We start from the raw sequence: 26,004 nt of genomic DNA, 5'->3' as shown, positions 1-26,004 counted from the left end.
TTATCCGATCTCTTCCTTATCCAAAATGGTTTTGGCGGCCTCATATCCTTCCAAAATCATCTTATCAATATCTTTGGTTTCACTTCGGCTGAACTCGGCCAGGTTAGGCTGAATAAGCAGATCCATTTCATTAAGGTTTACGTTAGCCAGGTGCTTCAAAGCAATTTCCAAGGTATTATTCAGGATATCCAATATATTTTCGGGACGCTTGTATTGTCTATGAGCATTCAAATCTACCCCGATGGTAAATTCAGCGCTCATATTTTGAATAGCTGAAAGCGGAACGCTCTCTTTAAGTCCGCCATCCACCAAAAGACGTCCGTTATATTCAATGGGTTCAAAAAGCACGGGAATACAGGTGCTTGCCTTTACTGCTTCGGAAACATCTCCTGTATCAAGAATAACTTTTTCACCGGTAGAAATGTCGGTCGTTACTGCGGCAAAGGATATATCAGCATCTTCGAAATGAACATCCCCCAGATATTTATCCAACCGTTTTCCCATTTTGTCATTGTTCAACAGCCCCCTTCGCGATAAGGCGATTCCTGAGATATCCGGCCAGTCAAGTTCCAGGGCAATTTTCTCAATTTCATCCACCGACATCCCAAATGCATAAAACGCTCCGACCATCGCCCCAATGCTGGTACCCGCTATGCAGTCGATTTCAATTTGGGATTCTTCCAACGCCCGCAATACGCCTACATGTGCCGCGCCAAGCGTTGCGCCGCCCCCTAATGCCAAACCAACTTTTTCATCTGTTCTAAAACCGAATAACTCCATGGTAATAACTGATTTCAGACTTTAAATCGATATTTATCACCCTAATCTACAAATTATAGCTGTAACAAAGGAATAGAGTAATGACGTCCGGTGTTTAGTAAAATCAATAAGAAACATAGGAATTATCTATTTTGTTATTAAATAGTTCAATATTAAATTAATATTCAAACAAAGGAGTTTATTGAATCTAACTACAGGATATTTATGAACAAGCAACCACTGTTAACTACATACAATTTGTCCGGAACTGAATTGGCCAACCGTATGGTGATGGCCCCAATGACACGAAGCCGAGCAGGAGAAGGCAATGTACCTACCGATTTAATGGCGAAATACTATCGGCAGCGATCATCAGCGGGACTTATCATCAGTGAAGGCACGCAAATTTCACAACAGGGTATCGGCTATCCGTGGACGCCCGGCATTCACACGGATGAACAGGTCGAAGGATGGAAGAAAGTAACAAAAGCTGTGCATGAGAAAGATGGCAAAATTTTCGCCCAAATCTGGCATGTAGGCAGAGTATCCCATCCCCGATACCACAATGGTGAACCTCCGGTAGCTCCTTCTGCCGTAAAACCTGAGGGACAGATTTTCACGGCGGATGGGATGAAGGATTTTGTTACTCCGCGTGCCCTTAAAACGGACGAAATTCCAGGCATTATTGAGGATTATGTCCAAGCTGCTCGCAATGCTATAAAAGCCGGTTTTGACGGTGTGGAGATTCACGGAGCCAATGGATATCTCATCGATCAATTTCTGAAAGACGGTACCAATAAACGTACTGATGAATACGGGGGAAGTCTTAAAAACCGTATCCGCTTTGCCATCGAAGTAGTTGATGCTGTTGTGAATGCAATCGGGGCAGGCAAAACAGGCATTCGATTTTCACCGGCCGGACGCAATCAGGGTATCAGTGATTCTAATCCCAAAGAAACTTTTTGCTATCTGTTAGAACAACTCAACGATTTCAACCTGGCTTACGTACACCTAATGGAGCCCATGAACGATGTCAGTGATCTCAACAACTATCCTACTGAAGTCACTAAATACTTCCGTGAAATTTACGAAGGGACTATCATTACCAACGTAGGTTACGACAAAGAAAGTGGCAATAAAGCCATTAAAGATGGAATAGCTGACTTATTGGCTTACGGGCGCCCGTTTATTGCTAATCCTGATCTGCCTGCTCGTTTTGCAGCCGGGGCTGAACTCAACGAACCGGACCAAAGCACATTCTACGGTGGCGGTGAAGAAGGCTATACCGACTATCCGTTCCTAAATGAATCCGCGGAAGTGGCTGCGGAGTAGCCTAAATGTTAATGTCGGACATTTTAGAATACATGTCATTCTGAACTTGTTTCAGAATCTGTTATAAAAGTATGAAACCTAAGATCCTGAACTAAATTCAGGATGACACCTTAACTCATAATACATTCTAAGCCTTATTGAATTCCACCATTTAAACAAACTCCAATATAGATTTCTATCCTGCAACCACTATCTTTTGGGTACGATTTACAGGTAAACAAAGTATGAACTAAGAATTTATGTCACACAGCAAAGGTATTCATCATATTACGGCCGTAGCCGGAGATCCCAAAGAAAATCACCGGTTTTATACTGAGGTTCTGGGTCTGCGACTCGTCAAAAAGACGGTCAACTTTGACGACCCTTCGGTATACCATTTATACTACGGGGATGCATCCGGAAATCCCGGAACTATACTTACCTTTTTCCCCTGGGAGCATCTGCAAGATGGAGATCCCGATCGCGGACAAGTTGTTGCCGTTTCCTTTTCGGTTCCAACCGGTTCAAAAACTTTTTGGCTGGATCATCTTCGTGAGTACGGTCTCGACATTGAGGAACCTTTTTCCCGCTTTGGAAAAGAAATAATCGGCTTACAGGATCCTGACGGACTTCATCTTGAGCTCGTACTTGATCCCAAAGCTAATATTTTTGACGGCTGGTCGGATGGACCCATACCTCAGAACTATGCTATCCGAGGTATTCACGGCGCCACTTTGGGCGAAGAAAACTATTCGGGGGCCGGACGTCTGCTTGAAGACGATCTCGGATTTGAGCTGACCAATCAATTTGACAACAGGTATCTCTACGAATCCGACGCCGACTTTGGCGCAACCGTTGAAATTATTGATGGATTTGACCTGAATGGACGTCCGGGCAAAGGCACGGTGCATCATATTGCCTTTCGGGTCGAAGATGAAAAAGAGCAACAATCCCTGCGCAAACAACTTCTCAACAAAGGGTATTATCTTACCGAAGTGAAAGATCGTGACTACTTTAAATCGGTCTACTTTCATGAGCCGGGCGGTATCCTTTTTGAAATTGCCACCGACCCACCCGGTTTTACGCGCGATGAAGAACCGGACGAGCTGGGGACATCTTTGAAACTACCCGACTGGCTCGAACACGAACGTTCCATAATTGAGAAAGAGCTTCCAACACTAAATAGTTAGGAACCATTATGACCAATCACAGAGGATTACATCATATATCAGTAATTGCCAGTGATCCCCAGGATAACTACGATTTCTACGTCAAAAAACTGGGGATGCGCATGGTCAAGAAAACAGTCAATCAGGACGACCCCACTAAATATCATCTCTTCTATGCCAATGCTGAGGGTAGTCCGGGCTCCAGCCTTACCTTTTTTCCCTGGCCGCGCGCCCGCCAAGGTAACCCGGGTTCGGGAGAAGCTACGGAAGTTTCACTAACTGTACCCAAAGATTCTCTGGATTACTGGCAGGATCGCTTGGATAAGCAAGATATATCCCACAGCGACCCTTTTTCTCGCTTTGGAAAAACTCATATTTCGTTTAAAGATCCCGATGGCTTACAGCTGCATTTGGTCTTTGATTATGATGATGAGCTTCACAGCTGGGAACAGTCCCCCGTTTCCAAAGAGCATCAGATTCAGGGATTTTGGAGCACCACGCTAAAACTTGATCAGATAGAACAGACCGAAGAAATTTTGACCTCCGTTTTAGGGTTTGAGAAAACGGATAGCGAAAATAACCTCACGCTTTATGAAACGGAGAGCATACTCGGCCACAGCCTGATTATTGAAAAAGTCGACTCACAAGCCGGACAAAATGGAGCTGGTATTGTCCATCACGTAGCATTTCAAAGCGAAGACAAAGAGGACTTGACTCAAATGCGCTTTGAAATTATCCGGCGCGGACTGCAACCGACCGAAATTATTGACCGACACTTTTTTAAATCCGTGTATTATCGTACCCCCGGCGGCGTACTTTTCGAAATGGCGACCAACGGCCCCGGGTACTTTGTCAATGCCGATCCTTCCGAAGATCAGGCAGATAAACTGGAATTAACTCCGTGGCACGAACCCAAGCGAGAGCAAATTGAAGCTGCATTGCCACCTATCAAAACCTGAAGTCCAAAACACCCAACCATGTCCTTATTCCAAGTTGATCCCCAAAACCCCTTTAGCGGCCCACACCAAAATCAACCGCTCGTAACCGATGGAGCAAAAATAGATAATGCTGAAATGAGCATGATCTTCATTCACGGTCGCGGCGCATCGGCCCAAAGTATGATGATGTTTGCCGATGAGTTTGAGGGCGATCACATCCATTATAGAGCTATACAGGCAAAGAGACATACGTGGTATCCGCGCTCATTTATGGCTCCCAAAGAGATGAATCAGCCGGGTATCAATAGTGGACTCCAGGCTATTTATGACCAAATTTCGGAACTAAATGAGGGTGGCATTCCTACCGAAAAAATTATCCTCCTCGGATTTTCACAAGGGGCCTGCCTGACAACTGAATTCGCGGCGCGCCACCCACAGCGTTTTGGTGGTATTGTCGGATTTAGCGGCGGACTTATTGGCGAAGAAGTGGATCCCGAAAATTACCAGGGATCACTGGAGCAAACTCCGGTATTTTTGGGGTGTAGTGACCGGGACCCACACATTCCGCAGGAGCGTGTTGATCTGACCGAAGAGGTCTTTGAAAAACTTGGCGCCAACGTTACCAAGAAAATTTATGTAGGCATGGCACATACCGTTAATAAAGACGAAATTGAATACGCCCAACACATCATCAATAATATAGGATAACTCCAATCCATACTCATCGAGAGATGACCCATCCAGAAATAGTTTAAATCCATTCCTCACTACCAACAAATTCTGAACCCTGTTTACGGGTAAAAACTTGTACTGTATTCGCAGATCTATCTGATCAATATAATTGAACGTCCAGTTCAGTTAAGAGTACCACTGAACTATTTGCCGTTAAAACTTGTAACTGTGTTCAACTGGGAAGTCTCTATAATACATAAACACATCGGGATTATGTTATGGCTTTAGGTTCAATGAATTCGCGTATTTGTACGTCTTATCCTCGGTTCATTTTCTTAATCCTTGTTTTTGGGTTAATCAGTTCTATCTCTTCTTCTGCTTTAGCAATCGATGATGATGAAAATAAAAACGATGGGCCATCGATTATGGATTCCGGGATTCTTGCCGTAGCCAATGAAGATACCAGCAATTACTTATCAATTGGCGGGGCTCTTCGATATAATTTATATCTCGAGGATTACGGGGGATCTATTGGTGAGCGAGATAGCGAATTCACATTCGACATGTGGCGCATCAACGTAGAGGGACGCGCCGAAGGTATTAACATAAATTTAGAATATCGGTTTTATCCCACCTTTGGAACACACTTCATAAAACAGGGCTGGCTGGGCTATAATTTTTCGGATCAAACAAATCTGCAGATAGGTGTCACCCAGGTGCCTTTCGGCCTACTTCAATATGCTTCCCACAATTGGTGGTTCCAGCTTCCCTATTACCTGGGATTAGAAGACGATCACGACATGGGATTCAAACTGACCACTTCACGTAAAAACTGGGATTTTCAACTGGCCTATTTCATGCAGGCCGACCCCAATGGCATAGCCGAGTTTGCCCCACAGAATACGGCCCGCTATTCCTACGATATTATCGAAGAGCCCAATGAAGGGTTGTCAAATTCTGAAACCAGTCAGTTTAACGGACGAGTAGCTTATAACTGGGATCACGGATCGTTAGGTAGTACGGAGCTTGGCACCTCTTTACAATACGGCGGCATTTATAACAGCGCTCTTGACGAGGTAAGCGATCACTACGCAGTGGCTCCACATATCGACGGAATGTACGGCAATTTCAATGTCAAAGCCGAATACATCTATTACAACCATAATGCCCAAAACGATCTGGGTAATCCTGTAGATGTGGTTCAGATGGGAGCCTACGGATTTCCCTCAAGCGATGGTACGCCGGGCTATGACGTTGCAGCCGAAGGACATATGTACGTACTCGGCGTTTCGTATTCCAAAGATGTTGACTGGGGACCCATATCGAACCTAACGTTCTATGATAACTACACCTATCTCGATAAAGTGAATGAAACCTTTGCGGATACCCAACACAATGTACTCGGGTTTATGGTCACGGCCGGTAAGATGTACACGTATTTTGATATTGCTTCGGGGAAGAATCAACCGTGGCTAACGGATAATTTTGGGGAAGGATTAGGAGCCGGGACAAATAACCCGCGCTGGAATACCCGGTTTAACATCAATATTGGATACTACTTTTAAATACTTACTACCCTTTTATGATAGATAGATGAATAATTTTCCATCATTCTCACCCTGGCTTACCATTTGTGACCGAGCAAAGTGAGAAAACTATATTTTAAGCTTGTTGCTATTTATTGAAAACAAAGATCTCTCCCTGCGGTCGAGATGACATGGTAGTTGCAGTTTGGTGGATTTTTTTCTCATTTCTAATCTACAATCTAATCGTCATTTCGAGTGTAAGCGAGAAATCTATGTTTTATTTATAAGGCTTTTATTAACTCGGGTCGAAAACAAGGATCTCTCACTCCGTTCGAGATGACAACAAAAAACACACCTAATGCCGTCATTTCAAGCGAAACATAGCATAGTGAGAAATCAATGTTTCAAAAGAATATGGTATTAAGTATCCGGAAAAGATGTAAGGAATGGCTTTCCATCGGATCTTACCTGTAAGTTCAAATAATTGAGATACAATGCCATTTTATACTTATATCACGACAAATCCCGGGAGAACCACCTTGTACATCGGAATAACAAAAGAGCTGAGCGAACGGCTAAAAGAACATTATGAAAACCGAGGAGATCCTGAAACTTTTGCTGGTCGTTACTATTGCTACAAGCTAATTTACTATGAGACCTATCGCACAGCTCAAAAAGCAATTGAGCGAGAGAAAGAATTAAAAAAGTGGCGTCGTGATAAGAAAGAAATATTGATTAATAATGTGAACCCCGGTTGGAAGTTTCTTAACTATAACGATGACTTCCGGGTTGGTCGGCTTTGACTTCTATGTCATTTTGAACGTAACGTACGTGAATTGATAATCTTTGTTTTGATCAATGGGAACCAAAGATCCCTCTCTATGGTCTAAATGACAATCCCAGAGCTATTTATTCTAAAATAAACTGTAAGGATTTACCCTTTTACAGATCTTACCTATATAAGATTCAAAAGATAAAATTCAGAATGCCTTATTACGTTTATATTACCACCAATCCCGGGAGATCGACACTATTCATAGGTATGAGCGATAATCTCTGCGAACAGCTTAACGAACACTATAAAAACAGAGGAGATCGACAAACTTTTCCCGGTCGTTACTATTGCTACAAGCTAATTTACTATGAGACCTACAAAACAGCTCAAAAGGCGATAGAAAGGGAAAAGGAATTAAAAAAATGGTCCCATAAAAAAAAGAAAACGTTAATTGAGAACGAAAATCCCCAATGGGAGTTTATTAATTACTTATAAGGATAACTCCCAGCTTCTTCGCTTTTTAAATTTGGTGTCATTTCGATTGTAACTAAAATAAAAAAAGCCCGGATCGCTAAATCCGGGCTTTAAAAATTGTATCGCAAGGTTTCTCAATCAATTCTTCGCAGGCTTCATATATTCATCCATCTCAATAACATTATTATCACGATTGATATCAGCCAAGCGTTTTGTAGGATCAATCTCAACACGCTTTATCTCTTTGGGTGATCGGGAGATTTCAACGGTATATGTAGGATTCACCCACGGCCAATCCTTTTTGATAGTGCGGGGGATATCAGGATTTTCGTTCGGCTTGGTATTCCGCATAATGCGCATAGGAATGTAAATCTGTTCCTTGCTGCCATCCTTATACGTAACCATCAGGTCGATCGGCATCGGCATCAGATCTTCACGTTTTAGTGTTACGTACGTTGACCCATCGACCCCTAACATTGAGGTGATTCCATAATCGATATGCTTGGTACTCTCGATAAAGTATTGATAATACCAGTCCAGTACCATATTTGATTCCTCTTCCATAACCTGCAGAAAATCACGCCCATTGGGATGCTTAAATTTCCACTCTTTGAAAAATCGTTTCATCCCGCGATCAAAGGTTTCCCCACCAATGATGTAACGCAGCTGATTTAAGAATACCGCTCCGGTTGAATACGAAGCCGTTCCATAACCACGATTGGTATGGAAGTGATCGGCATGCGTATCCATTGCCTCCTGCTTGCCGTCTTCAATAATATTGTAATAGGATTGATAAGAACGTTCATGCACATTTTTACCCTTCCCGTCATTAAACAGATGGGCCATGGTCAGGGCTGATGCATACGTCGTAAAACCTTCATCAATCCAGGGATAGCGACTTTCGTTGTTGGCCAACACCCCTTGGTACCATGAGTGAATAAGCTCGTGAACAGAAACTCCTACAAGGCTACCAAGCGATCGGTTGCCGGTGATGAGCGTTCCCATGGGGTATTCCATTCCGCCGTCGCCACCTTGGATAAAGGAATATTTGTCATAGGGATATTTTCCATAGTGACTGCTCATATATTGAAAGGCTTTTACCGCATACTCAGGCAATTGCTCCCAATTTTGACGAAGCTGTTCTTGGGAATACCGATCAGCATTAACAGCCACCGTATCTTTTTGGTAAAAGAAATGCAATTTCGGCCCATTTGGCACTTGGGCTGTCGTATGTGTAAAGTCGGGATCGGCGCCCCACATAAAGTCATGGACGTTATCCGCCTTCCAGTGCCACGTTAATTTTTCGGAATTGGCTCGATCATACTCTTCGGCATAACCGTGTCCAATTTCTTCAGGATTTTGCAAGTGCCCCGTTGATCCCAATACGTACGAACTGTCGATCGAAATTTCGACGTCAAAGCTACCGAAAACACCATAAAACTCACGACCTATATAGGGATTGGGATGCCAGCCGTTATCGTCATATTCCGAAATCTTAGGATACCACTGGCTCATCGAAAGCTCCACACCTTCTTTGTTCATCCAGCCGCTGCGACGAATTTGTCGCGGCACCTGGCTTTCAAACTCCATATTAAAAACAGTGGATTCACCAGGCGCAATAGGCTCATTCAGAGTAACTTCCATGACGGTACCTTCAACACTGTAAGAAACGGCATCACCATTTTGTTTAAGGCTGTTGATGTGATGATAGCCAATCTCATCTTTGGGCAATTTCTGAATACGATCTCGCACGCGGCTGTCCGGATCTTCAATTGTACGTGAACGGACATCCATCATACTGTTGGGCTGAAACGCGTTAAAATATAGGTGATAGAAAACGCGATGCAGCGTATCGGGCGAATTATTATGATACGTCAGCTTCTGAGTCCCGGTAAATTGATGATCTTCGACATCAACATCGATATCCATTTCATACTCTACCTCTTGCTGCCAGTAATTTTCATCCTGTGCATCGGCAGAAAATGTTAGCCCCAAAAATAGTAGCGGTAAAAGTAAATGTCTTAATTTCATAATGTCGTATTTGATTAAATATTCGATATCAAAAATGGAAAACCTCCCAACTCCCAACAAGGAGCTTCCAATATTGATTTTATCTTTAAAAAGTATTCCGGCTCGCAAAAGCACGCCCCAGCGTAGCTTCATCAATAAATTCAAGCTCGGTTCCCATCGGGATGCCATAGGCAATGCGCGTTACCTCCACATCATCAAAAGGCTTGAGTAGTTTGTTAATATAATAGGAGGTAGCCTCGCCTTCCGAATCGGGATTGAGCGCTAAAATAACTTCGTCAATCTGTTCATCATCCTCGTTGATCCGCTGCATAAGCTGCTTGATGCGAACATCATCGGGCCCAATATTGTCGAGAGGAGAAATAACACCGCCGAGTACGTGGTAGCGCCCGCGGAATTCATTCGTTTTTTCAATCAGAAATACATCCTGTGATTCCTCAACCACGCATATTTGACCCGTTTGGCGTTTCGTATTTTGGCAAATAGAACAGGGGTCTCCGTCGCTGATCACACCACAGGTAGAACAACGAGTAATAGATTTTTTGAGACTTATCAGCGCCTCCGCCAACTTAATAACCGACTCGTCATTCTGCTTCAGCAAGAAGAGTGCAATGCGCCGTGCTGATTTACGCCCTGTTCCCGGGAGCTTGGCCAACTGTTCGATAGCCTGCTCCAGTATTTCTGATGTTCCTTCCATAAAGATTTAATGAGTATTTAAGCATTGTGTCACCCTGAATTTATTTCAGGGTCTGTTTACATGATAGATGCTGAAACAAAGCCTGTCCCGACACATCGGGATTCAGCATGACACGATGGTTACAGCCCTAATTTACTCAGATCCATACCAGGAATTCCGCCGCCGGGCATCAAATCCTTATAGGTTTCCTGCATACGTTCCTGGGCCGCTTCTTCTGCTTTATCAAGTGCCTTATTAACACCTGCCACCACCAAATCTTCCATCATCTCGGCATCATCGGGATCAATAACATCCTTATCCAATTTGATGCTTAAAATTTGGCGCTTACCGTTGGCTTTAACTTTAACCATGCCGCCGCCGGCTTCGGCTTCAACTTCAAGCTTCGAAAGTTCCTGTTTTGCTTCTTCTACTTTTTCTTGCAGCTCGGAAAACTTTCCGAACATGTTAGCCATATTTTGATTCATAACAATAGGTTTTAGCGTTTTTAGATACGTTTAATTCTTGCCATACAATCTGTCAACGATTGTGTAAAGATAAGAGTCTTTAGCTACTGATTTAAATTATAATCTAATTCAGCCCCAAAGAGTTCAACCAGCTTTTTAATAGTCGGGTCTCGTTCCTGAAGCTTTTTAAATCGCTCATACGGACTCATTGAATCCTCACCACTCTTTTCCTGCTTCTGAACGATACAAGTAAGGTTAAGAAAAGCACCAATTTCATCCTCCAAAAATTTACCGAGGCGACGTCTGTTTTCGTCTACAATTTTTTTGGCAAAGTCATCATTAGCTCGCAGCTTCAGATCGCCATTTTTAAGTTCAACAGGATCAACACGCTGCATCTGAAAGTAAAGCATTTGCGGCACATGCTGGCGCAAATTGTCTAAATAGTCATCCCAACAGTCATTTATTTCCTGAAGTGAAACATCTTTGGGAGCCCGTTTTTGAGCAGTAACCGTCTCAGTTTCAGCAGGTTGTTTAGAATCAGGATCCGGGCTATCGTCTTCGGTTTTGGCCTGCGGATTGCCCAGAGAAGATTTTCCAAACAAGTTTTTAAATTCATCTTCATCACCAACCTGCTGCCCCTCTTCTTTTACTGATGTTTCGCTTTTTACGGGGCGCTGCTCTTTAGAAGTGGATTCTTTGGGGGAGGAAACCTGACCATTCGAATCGGGTGTTACCGGTGCACTTCGCTTTTCTTCCGGTTCTTTATCTGATGATTTTGGTTCTTCCTTTGAATGACCTTTCGACTGTTCCTTTTCTTCCTGTGAAGCGGATTGTCCATTTGAATCAGAAGTCGGACTTGTTGATATCGATACCGTATTTGGCTGCTGGTTTTCTTCTTTTGAGCCCTCTTCATTGGAATCTATGCCAGCAGATGCAGGCAGCTCAGAATTATTTAGCTTTTTTTTTAACTGCTCCAGCTCGGTTAGTAAGGTATTCAGCTTTTGAGTGCGCTCCATATGGATAAGCTTGAGAAGCGTTATCTCAAACTGAATTTTAGGCTGATGCGCTTCTTTGATCTTGTACTGTGCCTCACTCACAATATGAAGCATACGCATCAGATCGTCTTCCGAAAAACTCTTGGCTGATTTACGATAACGTTCTTTTGTATCAGGAGATGCTTCGACCAGATGCATTTGCTCCGAACTGTTAGCCACATAAAGATTCCGCAAGTGTTCGGTTAATCCAACCAGGTATTCCTGGATGTCATAGCCTTCCTGCAGCAACTCATTGATCAGTTCGAGTCCGTGGCTGGCATCTTGCGCTTCTACCGCATTCATAAATTCGAACATGCGCTCGGTACTCACCACATTGAGTGCCCGAAGCAGCTCTTCATGCTGAATATTGTTGCCGCAAAAGGCAATGGCCTGATCCATCAGTCCGAGGGCATCGCGCAGTGCTCCGTCTGCTTTTTTAGCAATTACATGAAGCGATTCTTCGTCGATGTTGATACCTTCGTTCTCAGCAACATTAGCAAGACGATCTACGATTTGATCAACGCTAATACGTTTGAAGTCGAACCGCTGAACGCGCGATAATATTGTTGGCAGTACCTTGTGCGGCTCGGTGGTAGCAAAAATGAAGATCACATGATCAGGGGGCTCTTCCAAGGTCTTTAGCAGGGCGTTAAACGCCGACTTGCTAAGCATATGAACCTCGTCGATGATATAGATCTTGTAACGTCCGTTTTGGGGAGGAATACGGACGCGTTCACGCAGATCCCGGATATCATCAACACTATTATTTGAAGCCGCGTCAATTTCAACAACGTTGAGTGTCTGATTTAGCGATTCTCCATCAACATCGCGATCAATTTCATTAACCGTTCGAGCCAATACACGCGCCATCGTCGTTTTTCCAACGCCACGCGGACCACAAAACATATAGGCATGAGCCAGCCGACTTTTCTTGATGGCATTTTTGAGCGTACTGCTGACGTGCTCCTGTGATACAATATCATCAAAAGAAGTAGGGCGGTAGGTACGTGTTAACGCGCGATAATTATCAGACATCAGAGGCTCTTGTTGAGCTATTGGTTATGGCTTTAAACAACGGATAAATCTACAAAAAATGAAGACCATTTCGCAGCTGAATTTATGTACAGTAACGCTGTTTAACTGGTAGAAGTGATAACCTGAATTTAGGTTATGCTACTTCAGATCTAAAATCTGATTGTTGTACATTCCTTAAATACAATTCACCATGTTGAAGACTCACAAAATCCTTGTCAGAAACGTGGTGTTTTCGCCGCGCTTCTTCCAGATCCTCCAAGGGTTCATACATTCCATCATCAGCCATGGGGAAAGTGCCAAAGTGCATAGCAATGCTTTTTTGGGATTGCAGCTCTATATGTGCTTTGACAGCCTCTTCGGGCGACATGTGAATAGCCTCCATAAACCAGCGTGGTTTATATGCTCCGATGGGAATAATTGAAGTATTTACGGGACCTACTTCCTGTTTAATCTCTTTAATGAAATCCCCATAGCCGGTATCTCCTGCAAAGTAAATATTGCCAGACGGATTTTCTATTACGTAACCGCACCAGAGGGTTTTATTGCGATCAAAAAGGCCGCGCCCCGAAAAGTGTCGTGCCGGTACAGCTGTTAAAGTAGTATCATTGCCCAAACCATATTTGTCCCACCAGTCCAAACGAATGGTCTTGTCTACTCCCTTGGTGTGGAGGTATCGTTCAACTCCTAACGGAACAATAAACTGTGGATTATCCCGCTCTTGTAGTTTTTGTATCGTCTCAATATCGAGGTGATCGTAATGGTTGTGGCTCAGTAAAACAGTATCGATATGGGGTAGATCTTCAAAATCAATACCGGCCGGACGTTTGCGCTTGGGACCAATCCACTGGTAGGGACTTGCGCGAAAGCTCCACACCGGGTCGGTTAATATATTTTGTCCGTTAACCTGAATTAAAAAAGTAGCATGATTTATAAAGGTAATACGATGTTCTCCGTTTTCAACAGAGGGTACCGGTGTGGGATGATCGGGCAAATCATCCTTGTCGTAACTATCCCAAACTCCCTTATCATTTCCTCCAAGCCACCATTTTAGAACCTCAATATAATGATGGGTTCCCGCGCCATTAGGATTAACAAATTTTTTGCCATCAAAATGATCGGAATCACCTTCAATGTATTTGGGGGCAGATAACAATTTATCTACAATAAAAAGGGCAGCAACAAATGTAATTGCAATTGCAAATGTCCAGACCATTAATGTTATGCGTTTGTCCTAAAAGTTTTCAAATGGTTACAACTGATACCGATACGTTTTGTTTCCCGTAAATTTAATCGGTCTCATTTTTAAGATGTTTGTTGAAAAAGTCAAAAATACGAGAATATTCGTCAAACCATGCATCCGGATCTTCAAAGCTGTGGCGTTCCGAGGGATACATCATCATATCAAACTCTTTGTCGCCTGTTTGTATTAACTTTTCGATGTATTGGGCTGCATCCTGGAACCCTACATTATTGTCGGTCAAGCCGTGTAGAATAAGAACAGGATCTTCGAGTTGCTCAACATAAGTAATGGGAGAACTTCGAGCGTAGTGTGCAGAGTCGGCTTCGGGTGTTCCCAGCCGCGGCTGCGTGTACCACGGATTTGTCTGGTAGTAATTTTCCCAGTTGGTAACCGCACGCAAGGCCGCAGCTGCATCAAAATAACCGGGTGCTACACTCGTAGCATACAATGCCATAAACCCGCCATAGCTTCCACCGTAAATGCCCACCCGCGAAGTATCAGCCTGTGGATAATGTTCAGCCAGGTAATCGACCCCGTCAATAATATCACGGGTTTCGTACTTGCCCATCCAGTTTGTGACATCTTCGCGAAATTCACGTCCGTAACCGGTACTATGACGATAGTCTACCTCGATCACGTAATAGCCGCGCGCCGTTAAATACTGGTGAAACATATATTCGCGATAGTAATTATTCGACCAGCCCTTGTATACATTTTGCAGGGAACCCGCTCCGTGAACAAAAACAACCACTGGGTTACCGGATTTTTCCTTTTTATCAATGGGTTCAAGAACAGACATTGAAAGCTTGGTTTCTCCATCTCTGGCCGCGAATCGTATATAATCTTCTTTTTGCCAGTCTATTTTATTAAACTGATCGGGAATAGTTTCTGTCAATCGTTTTTCTGCGGATTGATCACTCAGATCCAGCGAATAAATTTCAAACGGCTCGTTAAAATAACTGTACCGATAAACAAGCTGATCCTTGTCCTTACTTAATTCAAAATTCTGCCGATAACCGGCTTCTTTCGTCAGTTTATCTGTTTCGTTTTTGTTGATATTCATCCGATAAATATGCCGTTCTCCCGGTCCCACCTCGGTTGAAGCGTAAATAATTGCATTACTATTTAGCCATTCTGCCCACGGAACTTCATATTCTCCATCCGTATGTTGCTGCAGGTTGGATCCGTCAGGGTTAACCGTATAAATATGATTCCAACCGTCTTTTTCGGATAAGACCATCAACCTGTCACCTGATGGGGCAAAAGCTATTTCCGTATTATAGAGCCAGCCTTTCGTTGAATCCTCAAATACGGTAGTAGGATTCTTTGAGGAGAGATCAAAAACCTTGACCTCTCGCTTCTTCATGGGTGCACCGGTAACATCAACGGCAAGATAATTACCCTCAGCACTTATATCGGTATCTATATATCCTTTGTTTTCTAATAGCAGATCAATCTCTTTGTTTTGCAGGTCGGCAATTGACACAAGTTGACGAGCAATGCCGCGGCGTGTAGATCCCGGCTCTACACGCTGACCTACATACTCCGGAAAATAATATTCCTCGTAGTCTGAGGTATCGTACTGAGTGAGGATGAGCTTGTCATTACCGGCCCAACCCTCAACGCTGAATCCGGGTTCATCCTCCTTTTTACTGGTAACTTGCGTAAGCTTTGACGTGTTGATATTTATCATCCAAATGTCCCCATCCTGAACAAATGCAATACGCTCGCTGTCAGGCCCCCACTTCGCTCCATACTCTTCTGCCTTAGAATCGATCAGCTGTTTTTTGTTTGTAAAATCAAGATCTGCTATCCAGATATCCCCCTGATCAGTATATAGTAATTTTTGGCGATTGGGCGATACACTAAAATTTCGTTCCACCTTGTCTGCTACAAGCTTGCGTTCTCCTCCGGTAACAGGACGTTGAAACAACTCCTCTTCAGTCATTGATGAGTCGTTAGCCTGATAATAAATATGGGACTGATCAGGAGAAAAGGAAACAATATCGGGTCGGTTTCCAGACAACAGAGGATCGTAAAAAATTGATTCCAAGCTTAAGGTATCAAGCCCGCTTTGGCCGTAACCCAATGCCGGTATAAAAAGAAGCACAAAAAAAATCTTTAGAAATGATCGCATAGAGAACATTTTTTATTAATTGATCGATAATAAAGAAAGGTTTTCTGAAATGGGCAAAGAATGCAACAAGATTTTACGCTTTTCTTCTTTCAAGCCAACTTTAACGATTATAAAGTATATTTCCCTTTTGGGATGCTACCATTGCAGCACCTACAATACTGGCATCATTTAAAAAACTGGCCGCTTTAAATGCGGTATTAACTTTAATAAACGGAAACGTTTTGTCCGCCTTTCGACTTAACTGTCCACCCAGAATAAACAGGTTGGGATGGAAAATTTGCTCAAGATGCTCGAGCACGAATTGCAATCGCTTGGCCCACGTTTTTTGGCGAATTCCTTCTTCTTTTCGGGATTTGTTAGAAGCACGTTCTTCAATAGTAATGCCCTGAATTTCTAAAAGTCCCAGCTCGGTATTGGGCACTAACTTTCCATCTAAAAATACGGAAGAACCAATGCCCGTGCCTACGGTAAGTACTATAGTTACCCCCTCCTCATGTTGGCCGGCCCCAAAGTGTATCTCAGCCAGTCCGGTGGCATCAGTATCGTTAATTACAGAAAAGTCATTATCGGTAATCCCAGAAAAAAGTTGCTCGGCATTAGCATCAATCCACGAATCGTTAATACGCTTTGCCGACAACACAATACCGTTATTTACCGGTGCGGGAAAAGCACAGCCTACCGGTCCATCCCACTTAAATTCTTTACTTACAATCTGATGCATCTGCGCGAGAATTTTGTGGGGTGTTGTATCGTCAAGAGGTGACGTACTCTTACGTTCTGATATAATTTCTCCCTTCTCGGTATCTACAATACAACCTTTTATGCCATAGCTGCCAATATCTATTCCTAAAACTTCCATCCGTGATTACTACTTTTCAATAAGCACCCATCCTTCTTCATCAATCATGCGCTTGGCTTTTTTCCATTTGATGTCAATGACTTCACCGCTGTTCATGTTTTGAATTTTTACATAGTCGTTGCGACCGGGCTCTTCTTCAACAGTTACTGGTTGTGGCTTCTGATCACTTCGCTGTTGCTGTTGTCCTCCATTTTGTTGTGCTCCACCTCCTGATTTGAAGCCCATGTTTGTCGCATCAGAATGCTCCGTTTTAGCGTGTTTCATATCAACTTTGGCACGCTCCTCCGGTGCTTGTTTTAGTTTTTCTTCATCAGCCTGCATTTCGGGGATAGCCTTCCATATCAGTGATATAGCTTCCTGATTAATTTCATCAAGAAGCTGTTTAAACATTTCAAATGCTTCTTTCTTGTATTCAAGCAGGGGATCTTTCTGTCCGTATGCACGCAGACCAATACCCTCTTTCACCGAATCAAGCTCACGCAGGTGGTCCATCCATTTACTGTCAATCGTTGAAAGTACTGCGGTACGTTCAAGAGCACGTGCAACTTCTTTTCCTTCGTTTTCATAGGCCTTATCAACATCTACCACTACACGCAGGCGACGAATACCGTCAGTAAAAATAACCTGCACCTTCGTTGGCTTGTTATCAGCATCCGACTTCTTAATATTTTTAATTACCTGATACAGCGGCTTGGAGATCATCTCTTCTTTCTGACGATACACCTCGTAGGCCCGCTCAATAATATGATCAATCAATACATCGGGGCCCATCCTGCCCATCTCATCTCGATCGAGCTTAATATCAACTGCCAAAAATCGCAGAATAGTGTCGCGAAGTTTATCGAGTTCGCCCTGCGGATAATGTTCTTCAACAATACTTTCTACGAGGTCTTCAAGCATATCATAAATATCGCTGCGAAGCTCATCGCCCTCGAGCGCATGCTTACGTCGTTTGTAGATGACCTCACGCTGATTGTTCAGTACATCATCATACTCCAACTGCTTCTTACGGATACTGAAATTGTTTTGCTCAACCTTGCTCTGGGCACGCTCCAAGGATTTAGTAATCCAGGAATGCGTAATAGGTTCACCTTCTTCAAAATTGAGGCGCTCCATTACATTGGCTACACGATCCGATCCAAAGAGCTGCATCAAATCATCTTCAAGAGATACAAAGAACTGTGATTCTCCGGGATCACCCTGTCGACCGGCACGTCCACGCAGCTGTAAGTCAATACGTCGTGATTCATGACGTTCGGTACCCAAGATAGCAAGTCCGCCGCGTTCCTTAACGCCTGGGGCCAACTTAATATCGGTACCGCGACCGGCCATGTTGGTAGCTACTGTAACGGCACCCGGCTGACCGGCATTTTCTACAATTTCACTTTCTTGGGCGTGATGCTTGGCGTTCAGTACATTATGCGGAATACCCTCGCGTTTAAGCATCCGGCTGATTGTTTCCGAAACATCCACACTGGTGGTACCCACAAGCACCGGCTGTTTGTTTTCATGATAGCTACGAATGCGTTCAATAGCCGCGTTGTATTTTTCGCGCTTAGTTCTAAATACGAGATCTTCTTTGTCATCCCGGATTACCGGTTCATTGGTAGGAATGATAACAACATCGAGGTCATAAATTTCATTAAATTCGCCCTCCTCCGTTGCTGCTGTACCGGTCATTCCGGACAGCTTATTATACATACGAAAATAGTTCTGCAGCGTAATAGTTGCATAAGTCTGTGTTGAGGCCTCAACACTTACATTTTCTTTAGCCTCAAGAGCCTGGTGCAGTCCGTCGGAATAACGTCGTCCCGAAAGCACACGACCAGTGTGCTCATCTACAATCTGGACTTTCCCATCTTGCACAATGTATTCCTCTTCACGTTCAAACAACGTATACGCTTTAAGCAGCTGGTTTACTGTATGGATACGATCGCTGCGTTCGGCAAACAGGCGGTGTAATTCATTCAGGCGCTGTTCACGTTTCTGGGCAACTTCCTGCTTCGCTTCTTCAATCTTTTCTTCTTTATATTCCTCACTCCACTCATCATTTTCTTCAATCTCTTTGATCTTTTGTTCCCGAAGCTTATCCATCTCTTCGTCAAGATCTGTGGTTTCGGTACCGAGGTCAGGAATCACAAAGAATTCTTCCTCTTCATCAGCTTTGGTTATAAAATCCTGTCCCTTTTCGGTCATCTCGATGTTATTCATCTTCATATCCACCGAGTAGTAGAGTACTTCGTCAACCTCCGGCAGGCGACGTGCGTTATCCTGCAGGTAAAAAGCTTCCGTTTCCTGAACCAGCTTCTGGTTTTCAGGAACCTGCATCATCTTACGGAATTTCTTATTCTTTGGAAATCCGCGTTGGGCGCGATACAAGGCAAGACCTGCTTTTTCTCTATTTCCTTCTTCAAGATGTTCCTGGCCTTCTTTAACAAGGTTGGCAACCAGTTTTTTCTGGGCACTGACCAACGACTCAACCCGTGGCTTGAGTTCTTCATACTTTTCGGACTGTGTATCCTCGGGCACGGGACCAGAAATAATTAGAGGTGTTCGCGCCTCATCAATGAGGATAGAATCTATCTCATCAATAATGGCAAAGTTGTGATCACGTTGCACCAGCTGTTCGGAGTTGATTACCATGTTATCACGGAGGTAATCAAATCCAAACTCGTTATTGGTTCCATAGGTGATATCAGCCTGATAGGCTTCGCGGCGTGGCTGAGAATTAGGATCGTAAAGGTCAACACAATCCACCTCGAGGCCATGAAAATTGAACAGCGGCTCGTTCCATTCGGCATCACGCTTGGCCAGGTAATTATTAACAGTAACAATATGCACCCCGCGACCACTGAGTGCATTCAGATAAGCCGGCATAATAGCAGCCAGCGTTTTACCTTCACCGGTTTTCATTTCAGCAATTTTGCCCTGATGCATCGCAATGGCACCAGCAATCTGAACATCGTATGGCACCATGCTCCATTCATTCATATTGCCGCCCACCATCCATTTTTCGCCCAAAAACCGGCGACAGGTATCTTTCATTACGGCGAAAGCTTCAGGAAGAATTTCCTCCAACACATCTTCAATAGTGTCTGTTTGTTCCTGTTTGAGATCATCTAACTCTTCAGCGAGTTCGCGCCGCCGATTTACGGATAACTCCTCATCGCTGTTGAGAGTCTCTTTTAAAGACTCTATTTCTTCATTAATTTCTTTGGTGGCATCCTCAATTTTCTGACGAAAGCTTTCTGTCTTTTGCTTCAACTCCTCGTCAGAAAGCTGCTCCATGCCCTCGTAGTGTTCATTTACTTTTTCAACGATGGGCCAGATTTTTTTAAGATCGCGATCACTTTTGGTACCAAAAATTGAGGTTAGAACATCTCCAACCGTTTCGCTTAATGTATCGAACATAAAATAATACGGGTCTCGTGCAATTTTTGTGATTTGTGAAAGTTACAGTATACGCAGTGCCTGTTCAAATTATTTAACGGCATATCAGGTATTTTTGAAAATCAGACCAATACCTACGCACCTTAATGTAACCGATAATTTAAGGTTCTTATTGTCTAATTTTATTTTTATTTTAGGAGTCTCTCTAAGAATTGAATTTTCATAAACCAATTTGTAACAATGAAACGTACTTACCAACCAAGCAGCAAGAAGCGCAAATCCAAGCATGGTTTCCGTAAGCGCAACAGCAGCAAGAACGGAAGAAAGGTGTTGAAGAAGCGCCGTAAAAAAGGACGTCACAGCCTAACCATTAGTGATGAACAAGGACCCAAGTAATCATATTTCTGGCTCTGCTGATGATAAGAGTTTGCCCAGAGCCAAAATATTAAGGGGCCGGAAGAACTTTCAGCGTCTGTTTGAAAAAGATGCAAAAACCATCCGCAATACTTTTGTTGACCTGCGGTTCAAGATTTTGGAATCAGATTCTTCCGGCTGCCTTATGGGATTTGTCGTCAAAAAAAGCTTGGGAAAAGCAAATAAACGAAATCGCATGAAACGGCTCCTTAAAGAAGCATATCGGCATCACCAGAGTATCTTATCTGAACCTATTGAAAATGCTGGTAAAATGTTTCACGGGGCGCTGATGGCAAAGACGACAAATGCAAATTACGCTGATGTGGAACATAATGTTATCGCTTTGCTAAGCAAAGTTCGAGACCAACTCTCTACTACTTCTCCCGGCCATTCATGAAGTATCTCTTTATAGGACTTGTCCGCTTATATCAATTAATCATTTCTCCATGGATGCCTAACAGCTGTCGGTACCATCCAACCTGTAGCCAATACAGTATCAAAGCATTCCAAAAACATGGTATGCTTAAAGGATTATGGCTGACCATAAAACGGGTGGGCAGTTGTCATCCCTGGAGTAAAGGCGGACACGACCCTGTGCCGGAACCTAAAAATAATTAACAATATAGACTGAGGATTTCTTTTGGATCGTAATACAGTAACCGGATTTATATTAATATTTTTAGTAATGGTTGCATGGACCTACTATTCCATGCCATCGGAACAGGAACTACAACAACGGCAAGCCGAACAGGCTCGTCAGGATAGCATAGCTGCCGCGCAGGCTGATAGCCAGCAACAAAACCAGGAACAAGCAGAAGGTGTAGCCCAACAGCAGGCTGAGCAAAAAGAACAAGAGCAAGAACCTGCACGCTTAACTCAAGATGAGGAAGAGCAACCTGAAATGGGAATGTTTTCTGCTGCCAGTATTGATGATACCACAAAATTAGTGGTTGATTCACCACTATATAACGCCACATTTACTAATATTGGTGCCGGTCCATCTAAAATTACTTTTAAAGACTACGAGACATGGAATCACAACCCGGTTCAGATGATCAAGGATACCACTGAATCGGCATACTCATTGGGGTTTCTCACCAGTGAAAACTATAATGTCGAAACCGAAGACTTGGTTTTTGAACAAGTTACACCGGGCGATTCGATCTCTATTGGAGAAAATGATTCTACCGAGGTCAAATATGCACTAAATATCAGTGACGAAAAACGTCTGATTTATACCTACACGCTCTTTGGGAATTCCCACGAGATTAAATTAGATGTTGAATTTGAAGGACTTGAACAAGATATCATTGGCGGTAACTTTGACTTTGGATGGAAATCACCGCTAAACTTTACTGAGAAATACCCAGCCACTACCGAGGCTACCTATGCAAAAGCATATGTATATACCGGTGGAGAGATGGAGCAGCTCAAATTAAGTGAAGCCGGACGCAATACCCAGGATTATAATGGAAATATTGACTGGGTATCTACACGAACCAAATTCTTTACTCAAATCATAGAAACGAGTAATCCCACAGAAGGAGCTCATCTTATAGGCGAACAGAGTGGAGAAACAGATCTTTCAACAACCGAGCACCGGTATCAATCGTTTATAACCACTGATCTTTCACAGGAAGGTACCGCCTCTTTTCACATGTTCGTAGGGCCGTTAGATTATTACGCATTGCAGGGTTATGATGGAACCACATACGGCATGGTTGATACGGGCTACAGCTGGCTTAGCTGGATATCGGATCCGATCGTTGAGTATCTCGTTATTCCATACTTTGGTTTTGTTGATAATTATATGGGATACGGATTTGCCATTATCCTCTTCGCTATTCTGATCAAAATGGTACTCTATCCATTGACCAAGAAAAGCTACCGCAGTATGGCAGCTATGAAAGAGCTGCAGCCCAAGATGCAGGAGATCAAGGAGAAGTATGAGGACGATCCCGAGAAGCAGCAGAAGGCTACCATGAAACTGTATAAGGAGGAGGGGGTAAATCCTTTGGGCGGTTGTTTGCCTAACCTTCTGCAGTTACCAATCCTGATTACCCTCTGGCGTTTCTTCCAGAATTCTATCATGATCCGTCAACAGGAATTCCTATGGGCCAGTGATCTATCGGCACCGGACTATATTCTAAGTCTCCCCTTTAGCGTACCATTTTTAGGTGATCAGGTGGCTGGTTTTGTGCTACTTATGACCGCTGCCATGTTTGCTCAAAGTAAACTTACCGGCGGTATGGGACCTGGCGGTGGCGGTGGGGGCAGTGGCCCCGGCGGCGTTAACATGAAGGCTTTACAATACGTCTTTCCATTTATGCTGCTATTTATCTTTAATAATTTTGCGGCCGGACTTAGTCTCTACTATCTGATTTATAACGTGGTATCTATCGGTCAACAATTGATTATCTACCGTCAGATGGACAAGGAAAAAGAGGCGGCAGCAGCTTAAAAATATCTTAGATTCATTTAGTGTAAAAAGGCTCCGAATTTCGGGGCCTTTTTAACTTTATGCCCAAGGGAATGATCATCCCAAAAATTAATAAGAGATCTTTGTTTTCATTCTGAATGACATATAACTGAACAAGGATTTCTCACGTTCCCATAGTCCTTCATAATGTCAGCGTGTTCGATTTATAATCAGATATTGCAGGAAACTTGGCAGTTCTCAAATCATCCCTATATTTAGCCTTATGGCAAGTATTGCAAAACACATTTATCCTCCAATAGTTTGGCGCGACCGGCAGAAAAAACTATGGAATCCCATCCATAAAAAAGCGCTCAAGAACCTGCCCGAAGAACGAGTTCGGCTGCGTATTATGGAGGCCTTGATACAGAGGGGATGGTCAAAGCATCGCATTTCAACTGAAGAAGCTATTGGCAAGCTCGGGGACACCTCCATGCGAACCGACCTGATCTGTTATTCCCAGCAATTTGATCCTAAGCTATTAATCGAATGCAAGGCAGAGTATGTGTCCATATCTGCGAAAACGGCCCAGCAGGTAGCGCGATATAATCAAAAAGTGGGCGCTCCCTATTTACTGATGACCAACGGCATTTCAGATTTTTGGTATGCTATAGATAAGGAATCAGGAAAAGTGAATGAACTGAATGGCCACCATCCAGACTTTTTAGATGGAAAACAAAAGCAACCGGAATACGACTTTGATGATTGGAAGCAGCGTGGATTTGCCGGGGAAAAAGCATCACCGGAGCTACGGTTATGGCTCGAAGAAACACTGCCTAATCTTTGGCTGCCAAACGATGGTTCAAAAGTTAATTTTTTGACATTCAGTAATAGTCCTTCTGATATTGATCTCAATCACTATTATCGAATCGTACAAACATCAGAAAACAGGCGTCTGGCTTTGACAACGTTAAATACGGCCTTCGGAGGCAATAGATTTGTGATTATTCTGAACAAAGAAAACGAAAACGAGGCCGTACTCGAAGTAAATTTAGATGTGCTTTTTGCAGAGAAAAACGGAAATAGCTCGATATATTCTCGACAGGGAATTAAAACTTTTGATCTTAGTAATTATATAGATCTGAAATCAATAACCAAGGTTGATGATATTGTAAAAGAGATCGATACATTATTTATAGAGCATGTCAATTAATTCAGGTTTTGGTTAGTTTGTCAGATACAACTTTTACTGTAACTTCCACCTCTCATTTTCATTTAAAAACTTTGTTCTATGCATCATTTACACCGCGAAAAACTATTTTCACTTCTTGATGACAAGGAATCTGCTATCGTTTATATGAAAGGAGCAGACTTGATGTATCGTTACGATACCGACTATGAGTTTCCTTTTCGTCAGGAGTCAAATTTTTGGTATCTGACCGGAGTAAATGAGCCGGACTTCCATCTCATCCTTGATCTTAAAAACCAGGATTATCACCTGTTTGCTCCCAATCGCGATGCTCAGTATGCGGTTTGGCACGGACGCGTAAAATCAAAGGAGCAACTTCAGGATGACTATCAGCCCGACCATCTTCATTACGAGGCCAAACTACCCCAGGTTCTTCAAGAATTAGCTCCCGAGAAAATTTACTGTGTTGAAGAGGAGCAAGCCGAATTCATAGAAAAGTTTGAGCGAGACCTGCCTATCGATCTCGATACCCTTGAAGATGCCTTGACGCACTGCCGAGTTTTCAAAACAGACTGGGAACTCGATCAGATGCGGGAGGCGGCTCGCGTAAACAATATCGCCCATAAGGCCGTGCTAAAGGCGCTGGAGCCCGGCAAATATGAGCACGAGATGAAGGCGGTGTTCGATTATCATCAGATTAAAAATGGTCTGATGCAGGATGCCTACAACGGTATTTTTGCGGCGGGAGAAAACAGCGCCATTCTCCATTATGTTGAAAACAACCGCGAGATAAAAGACGGCGACCTGTTTTTGATTGATGCCGGTTATGAATGTAACGGCTATGCTTCGGACTTTACGCGGACCTATCCCGCCAACGGAGCATTTACGAATACACAAGCTGAAATTTATGAAGCGGTGTTGGAAGCTCAAAAACAGGTTATTGATGCAGCAAAACCCAAAGCAAAAATGGAGGATCTGCATATTCTGGCAGCGCGCGTGATGATGCAGGGGCTTAAGGATGCCAATATCGTAAAAGGGGCGATCGATGACCTTATGGAAGAGGATATTTTCGCGCTTTTCTTTCCACACGGACTCGGCCACTTTCTTGGACTGGATACCCATGACGTAGGTGGATATCCAAAAGGAGTAGAGCGCATTGAACGCCCAGGTATTAAGTATCTGCGAATGCGGCGAACGTTGCAGCCGAGCATGGTGCTAACCATCGAGCCGGGACTCTATTTTGTCCCTGCACTCTTAAAACCTGCCCTTGAAAATGATAAGGCTTCAAAATTCCTGAATGCTTCGAAGCTGAACGATATGATGGACTTTGGTGGCGTTCGTATTGAGGATAACATCATCGTTACTGAAGACGGCTGCGAAAATATGACGACTGTTCCAAAAGAGCGAGATGAAATAGAGAAAATTATGGCTGGGTAATTGGCAGTTAGATATATTAGATAAGCTCTAAATGAGATGAAGCCACTTTTGAGGGGTGTCC

General features: G+C 43.4%; 22 protein-coding genes. 13 read left to right on the top strand and 9 right to left on the bottom strand.

Annotated elements, in window-relative coordinates:
* Complete coding sequence (locus CK503_RS05280; RefSeq protein WP_095605755.1) at window positions 1-780, bottom strand: patatin-like phospholipase family protein; 780 nt, start codon at window positions 778-780, stop codon at window positions 1-3.
* Between the two features lie 204 nt (window positions 781-984).
* Between CK503_RS05280 and CK503_RS05275 the strand changes: the two genes are divergently transcribed.
* The 7 genes from CK503_RS05275 to CK503_RS16405 all read left to right on the top strand — a co-directional run bounded on the left by CK503_RS05275 (window position 985) and on the right by CK503_RS16405 (window position 7,645).
* A complete protein-coding gene (locus CK503_RS05275; RefSeq protein ID WP_095605754.1) occupies window positions 985-2,091 on the top strand; it encodes an alkene reductase in 1,107 nt (368 codons plus the stop codon).
* 239 nt (window positions 2,092-2,330) lie between these two features.
* The gene (locus tag CK503_RS05270) at window positions 2,331-3,260 is read left to right on the top strand and encodes a VOC family protein (protein WP_095605753.1); all 930 of its coding nucleotides are present in this window, start codon (window positions 2,331-2,333) and stop codon (window positions 3,258-3,260) included.
* An 8-nt stretch (window positions 3,261-3,268) separates the two neighbouring features.
* On the top strand, window positions 3,269-4,198 hold the full coding sequence (locus tag CK503_RS05265; protein ID WP_095605752.1) for a ring-cleaving dioxygenase: 930 nt from the start codon (window positions 3,269-3,271) through the stop codon (window positions 4,196-4,198).
* An 18-nt stretch (window positions 4,199-4,216) separates the two neighbouring features.
* Complete coding sequence (locus tag CK503_RS05260; protein WP_095605751.1) at window positions 4,217-4,885, top strand: alpha/beta hydrolase; 669 nt, start codon at window positions 4,217-4,219, stop codon at window positions 4,883-4,885.
* Between the two features lie 242 nt (window positions 4,886-5,127).
* Window positions 5,128-6,414, top strand: a complete 1,287-nt coding sequence (locus tag CK503_RS05255; protein ID WP_095605750.1) for a hypothetical protein — start codon at window positions 5,128-5,130, stop codon at window positions 6,412-6,414.
* Between the two features lie 455 nt (window positions 6,415-6,869).
* Complete coding sequence (locus CK503_RS05250; protein WP_095605749.1) at window positions 6,870-7,178, top strand: GIY-YIG nuclease family protein; 309 nt, start codon at window positions 6,870-6,872, stop codon at window positions 7,176-7,178.
* Window positions 7,179-7,360: 182 nt separating this feature from the next.
* On the top strand, window positions 7,361-7,645 hold the full coding sequence (locus CK503_RS16405) for a GIY-YIG nuclease family protein (RefSeq protein WP_095605748.1): 285 nt from the start codon (window positions 7,361-7,363) through the stop codon (window positions 7,643-7,645).
* A gap of 117 nt (window positions 7,646-7,762) precedes the next feature.
* Here CK503_RS16405 and CK503_RS05240 read toward each other — a convergent pair whose 3' ends face one another.
* The 8 genes from CK503_RS05240 to secA all read right to left on the bottom strand — a co-directional run bounded on the left by CK503_RS05240 (window position 7,763) and on the right by secA (window position 20,508).
* A complete protein-coding gene (locus tag CK503_RS05240) occupies window positions 7,763-9,655 on the bottom strand; it encodes a M1 family metallopeptidase (RefSeq protein WP_095605872.1) in 1,893 nt (630 codons plus the stop codon).
* Between the two features lie 85 nt (window positions 9,656-9,740).
* Complete coding sequence (gene recR / locus CK503_RS05235; RefSeq protein ID WP_095605747.1) at window positions 9,741-10,349, bottom strand: recombination mediator RecR; 609 nt, start codon at window positions 10,347-10,349, stop codon at window positions 9,741-9,743.
* 119 nt (window positions 10,350-10,468) lie between these two features.
* Entirely contained in the window at window positions 10,469-10,813 is a 345-nt protein-coding gene (locus CK503_RS05230) for a YbaB/EbfC family nucleoid-associated protein (protein ID WP_095605746.1), read from the bottom strand.
* Between the two features lie 83 nt (window positions 10,814-10,896).
* Entirely contained in the window at window positions 10,897-12,861 is a 1,965-nt protein-coding gene (gene dnaX / locus CK503_RS05225) for a DNA polymerase III subunit gamma/tau (RefSeq protein WP_095605745.1), read from the bottom strand.
* Between the two features lie 133 nt (window positions 12,862-12,994).
* On the bottom strand, window positions 12,995-14,074 hold the full coding sequence (locus tag CK503_RS05220) for an MBL fold metallo-hydrolase (protein ID WP_095605744.1): 1,080 nt from the start codon (window positions 14,072-14,074) through the stop codon (window positions 12,995-12,997).
* 73 nt (window positions 14,075-14,147) lie between these two features.
* Window positions 14,148-16,238, bottom strand: coding sequence for a S9 family peptidase (locus tag CK503_RS05215; RefSeq protein ID WP_095605743.1), 2,091 nt, complete (start codon window positions 16,236-16,238; stop codon window positions 14,148-14,150).
* A 100-nt stretch (window positions 16,239-16,338) separates the two neighbouring features.
* The gene (gene ppgK, locus CK503_RS05210) at window positions 16,339-17,097 is read right to left on the bottom strand and encodes a polyphosphate--glucose phosphotransferase (protein ID WP_095605742.1); all 759 of its coding nucleotides are present in this window, start codon (window positions 17,095-17,097) and stop codon (window positions 16,339-16,341) included.
* A 9-nt stretch (window positions 17,098-17,106) separates the two neighbouring features.
* On the bottom strand, window positions 17,107-20,508 hold the full coding sequence (gene secA, locus CK503_RS05205; RefSeq protein WP_095605741.1) for a preprotein translocase subunit SecA: 3,402 nt from the start codon (window positions 20,506-20,508) through the stop codon (window positions 17,107-17,109).
* A 219-nt stretch (window positions 20,509-20,727) separates the two neighbouring features.
* On the opposite strand from secA, the gene rpmH reads away from it, so the two are divergent.
* From rpmH to CK503_RS05175, 6 genes are all read left to right on the top strand, one after another.
* The gene (rpmH, locus tag CK503_RS05200; RefSeq protein ID WP_095605740.1) at window positions 20,728-20,883 is read left to right on the top strand and encodes a 50S ribosomal protein L34; all 156 of its coding nucleotides are present in this window, start codon (window positions 20,728-20,730) and stop codon (window positions 20,881-20,883) included.
* A complete protein-coding gene (locus tag CK503_RS05195) occupies window positions 20,864-21,298 on the top strand; it encodes a ribonuclease P protein component (RefSeq protein ID WP_095605739.1) in 435 nt (144 codons plus the stop codon). The genes rpmH and CK503_RS05195 overlap by 20 nt, the downstream gene beginning before the upstream one ends.
* The gene (gene yidD / locus CK503_RS05190; RefSeq protein WP_095605738.1) at window positions 21,295-21,519 is read left to right on the top strand and encodes a membrane protein insertion efficiency factor YidD; all 225 of its coding nucleotides are present in this window, start codon (window positions 21,295-21,297) and stop codon (window positions 21,517-21,519) included. Before CK503_RS05195 ends, yidD begins: the two co-directional genes overlap by 4 nt.
* Before the next feature lie 22 nt (window positions 21,520-21,541).
* A complete protein-coding gene (gene yidC / locus CK503_RS05185; RefSeq protein WP_095605737.1) occupies window positions 21,542-23,362 on the top strand; it encodes a membrane protein insertase YidC in 1,821 nt (606 codons plus the stop codon).
* Window positions 23,363-23,603: 241 nt separating this feature from the next.
* The gene (locus CK503_RS05180) at window positions 23,604-24,530 is read left to right on the top strand and encodes a type I restriction enzyme HsdR N-terminal domain-containing protein (RefSeq protein WP_095605736.1); all 927 of its coding nucleotides are present in this window, start codon (window positions 23,604-23,606) and stop codon (window positions 24,528-24,530) included.
* 78 nt (window positions 24,531-24,608) lie between these two features.
* Entirely contained in the window at window positions 24,609-25,943 is a 1,335-nt protein-coding gene (locus CK503_RS05175) for an aminopeptidase P family protein (protein ID WP_095605735.1), read from the top strand.
* Window positions 25,944-26,004 lie beyond the last annotated feature (61 nt).

Origin of the sequence: Fodinibius salipaludis (assembly GCF_002287075.1) — a bacterium.
GTDB lineage: Bacteria > Bacteroidota > Rhodothermia > Balneolales > Balneolaceae > Fodinibius > Fodinibius salipaludis.
Note: the sequence above shows the minus strand (reverse complement) of the source record. Positions and strands in the feature narration are given on the sequence as shown.

Bases quoted from the DNA above. Each gene is read 5' to 3' on its own strand.
- CK503_RS05280 (WP_095605755.1), bottom strand. From the start codon at position 780: ATGGAGTTATTCGGTTTTAGAACAGATGAAAAAGTTGGTTTGGCATTA.
- CK503_RS05275 (WP_095605754.1), top strand. From the start codon at position 985: ATGAACAAGCAACCACTGTTAACTACATACAATTTGTCCGGAACTGAA.
- CK503_RS05270 (WP_095605753.1), top strand. From the start codon at position 2,331: ATGTCACACAGCAAAGGTATTCATCATATTACGGCCGTAGCCGGAGAT.
- CK503_RS05265 (WP_095605752.1), top strand. From the start codon at position 3,269: ATGACCAATCACAGAGGATTACATCATATATCAGTAATTGCCAGTGAT.
- CK503_RS05260 (WP_095605751.1), top strand. From the start codon at position 4,217: ATGTCCTTATTCCAAGTTGATCCCCAAAACCCCTTTAGCGGCCCACAC.
- CK503_RS05255 (WP_095605750.1), top strand. From the start codon at position 5,128: ATGGCTTTAGGTTCAATGAATTCGCGTATTTGTACGTCTTATCCTCGG.
- CK503_RS05250 (WP_095605749.1), top strand. From the start codon at position 6,870: ATGCCATTTTATACTTATATCACGACAAATCCCGGGAGAACCACCTTG.
- CK503_RS16405 (WP_095605748.1), top strand. From the start codon at position 7,361: ATGCCTTATTACGTTTATATTACCACCAATCCCGGGAGATCGACACTA.
- CK503_RS05240 (WP_095605872.1), bottom strand. From the start codon at position 9,655: ATGAAATTAAGACATTTACTTTTACCGCTACTATTTTTGGGGCTAACA.
- recR (WP_095605747.1), bottom strand. From the start codon at position 10,349: ATGGAAGGAACATCAGAAATACTGGAGCAGGCTATCGAACAGTTGGCC.
- CK503_RS05230 (WP_095605746.1), bottom strand. From the start codon at position 10,813: ATGAATCAAAATATGGCTAACATGTTCGGAAAGTTTTCCGAGCTGCAA.
- dnaX (WP_095605745.1), bottom strand. From the start codon at position 12,861: ATGTCTGATAATTATCGCGCGTTAACACGTACCTACCGCCCTACTTCT.
- CK503_RS05220 (WP_095605744.1), bottom strand. From the start codon at position 14,074: ATGGTCTGGACATTTGCAATTGCAATTACATTTGTTGCTGCCCTTTTT.
- CK503_RS05215 (WP_095605743.1), bottom strand. From the start codon at position 16,238: ATGCGATCATTTCTAAAGATTTTTTTTGTGCTTCTTTTTATACCGGCA.
- ppgK (WP_095605742.1), bottom strand. From the start codon at position 17,097: ATGGAAGTTTTAGGAATAGATATTGGCAGCTATGGCATAAAAGGTTGT.
- secA (WP_095605741.1), bottom strand. From the start codon at position 20,508: ATGTTCGATACATTAAGCGAAACGGTTGGAGATGTTCTAACCTCAATT.
- rpmH (WP_095605740.1), top strand. From the start codon at position 20,728: ATGAAACGTACTTACCAACCAAGCAGCAAGAAGCGCAAATCCAAGCAT.
- CK503_RS05195 (WP_095605739.1), top strand. From the start codon at position 20,864: ATGAACAAGGACCCAAGTAATCATATTTCTGGCTCTGCTGATGATAAG.
- yidD (WP_095605738.1), top strand. From the start codon at position 21,295: ATGAAGTATCTCTTTATAGGACTTGTCCGCTTATATCAATTAATCATT.
- CK503_RS05180 (WP_095605736.1), top strand. From the start codon at position 23,604: ATGGCAAGTATTGCAAAACACATTTATCCTCCAATAGTTTGGCGCGAC.
- CK503_RS05175 (WP_095605735.1), top strand. From the start codon at position 24,609: ATGCATCATTTACACCGCGAAAAACTATTTTCACTTCTTGATGACAAG.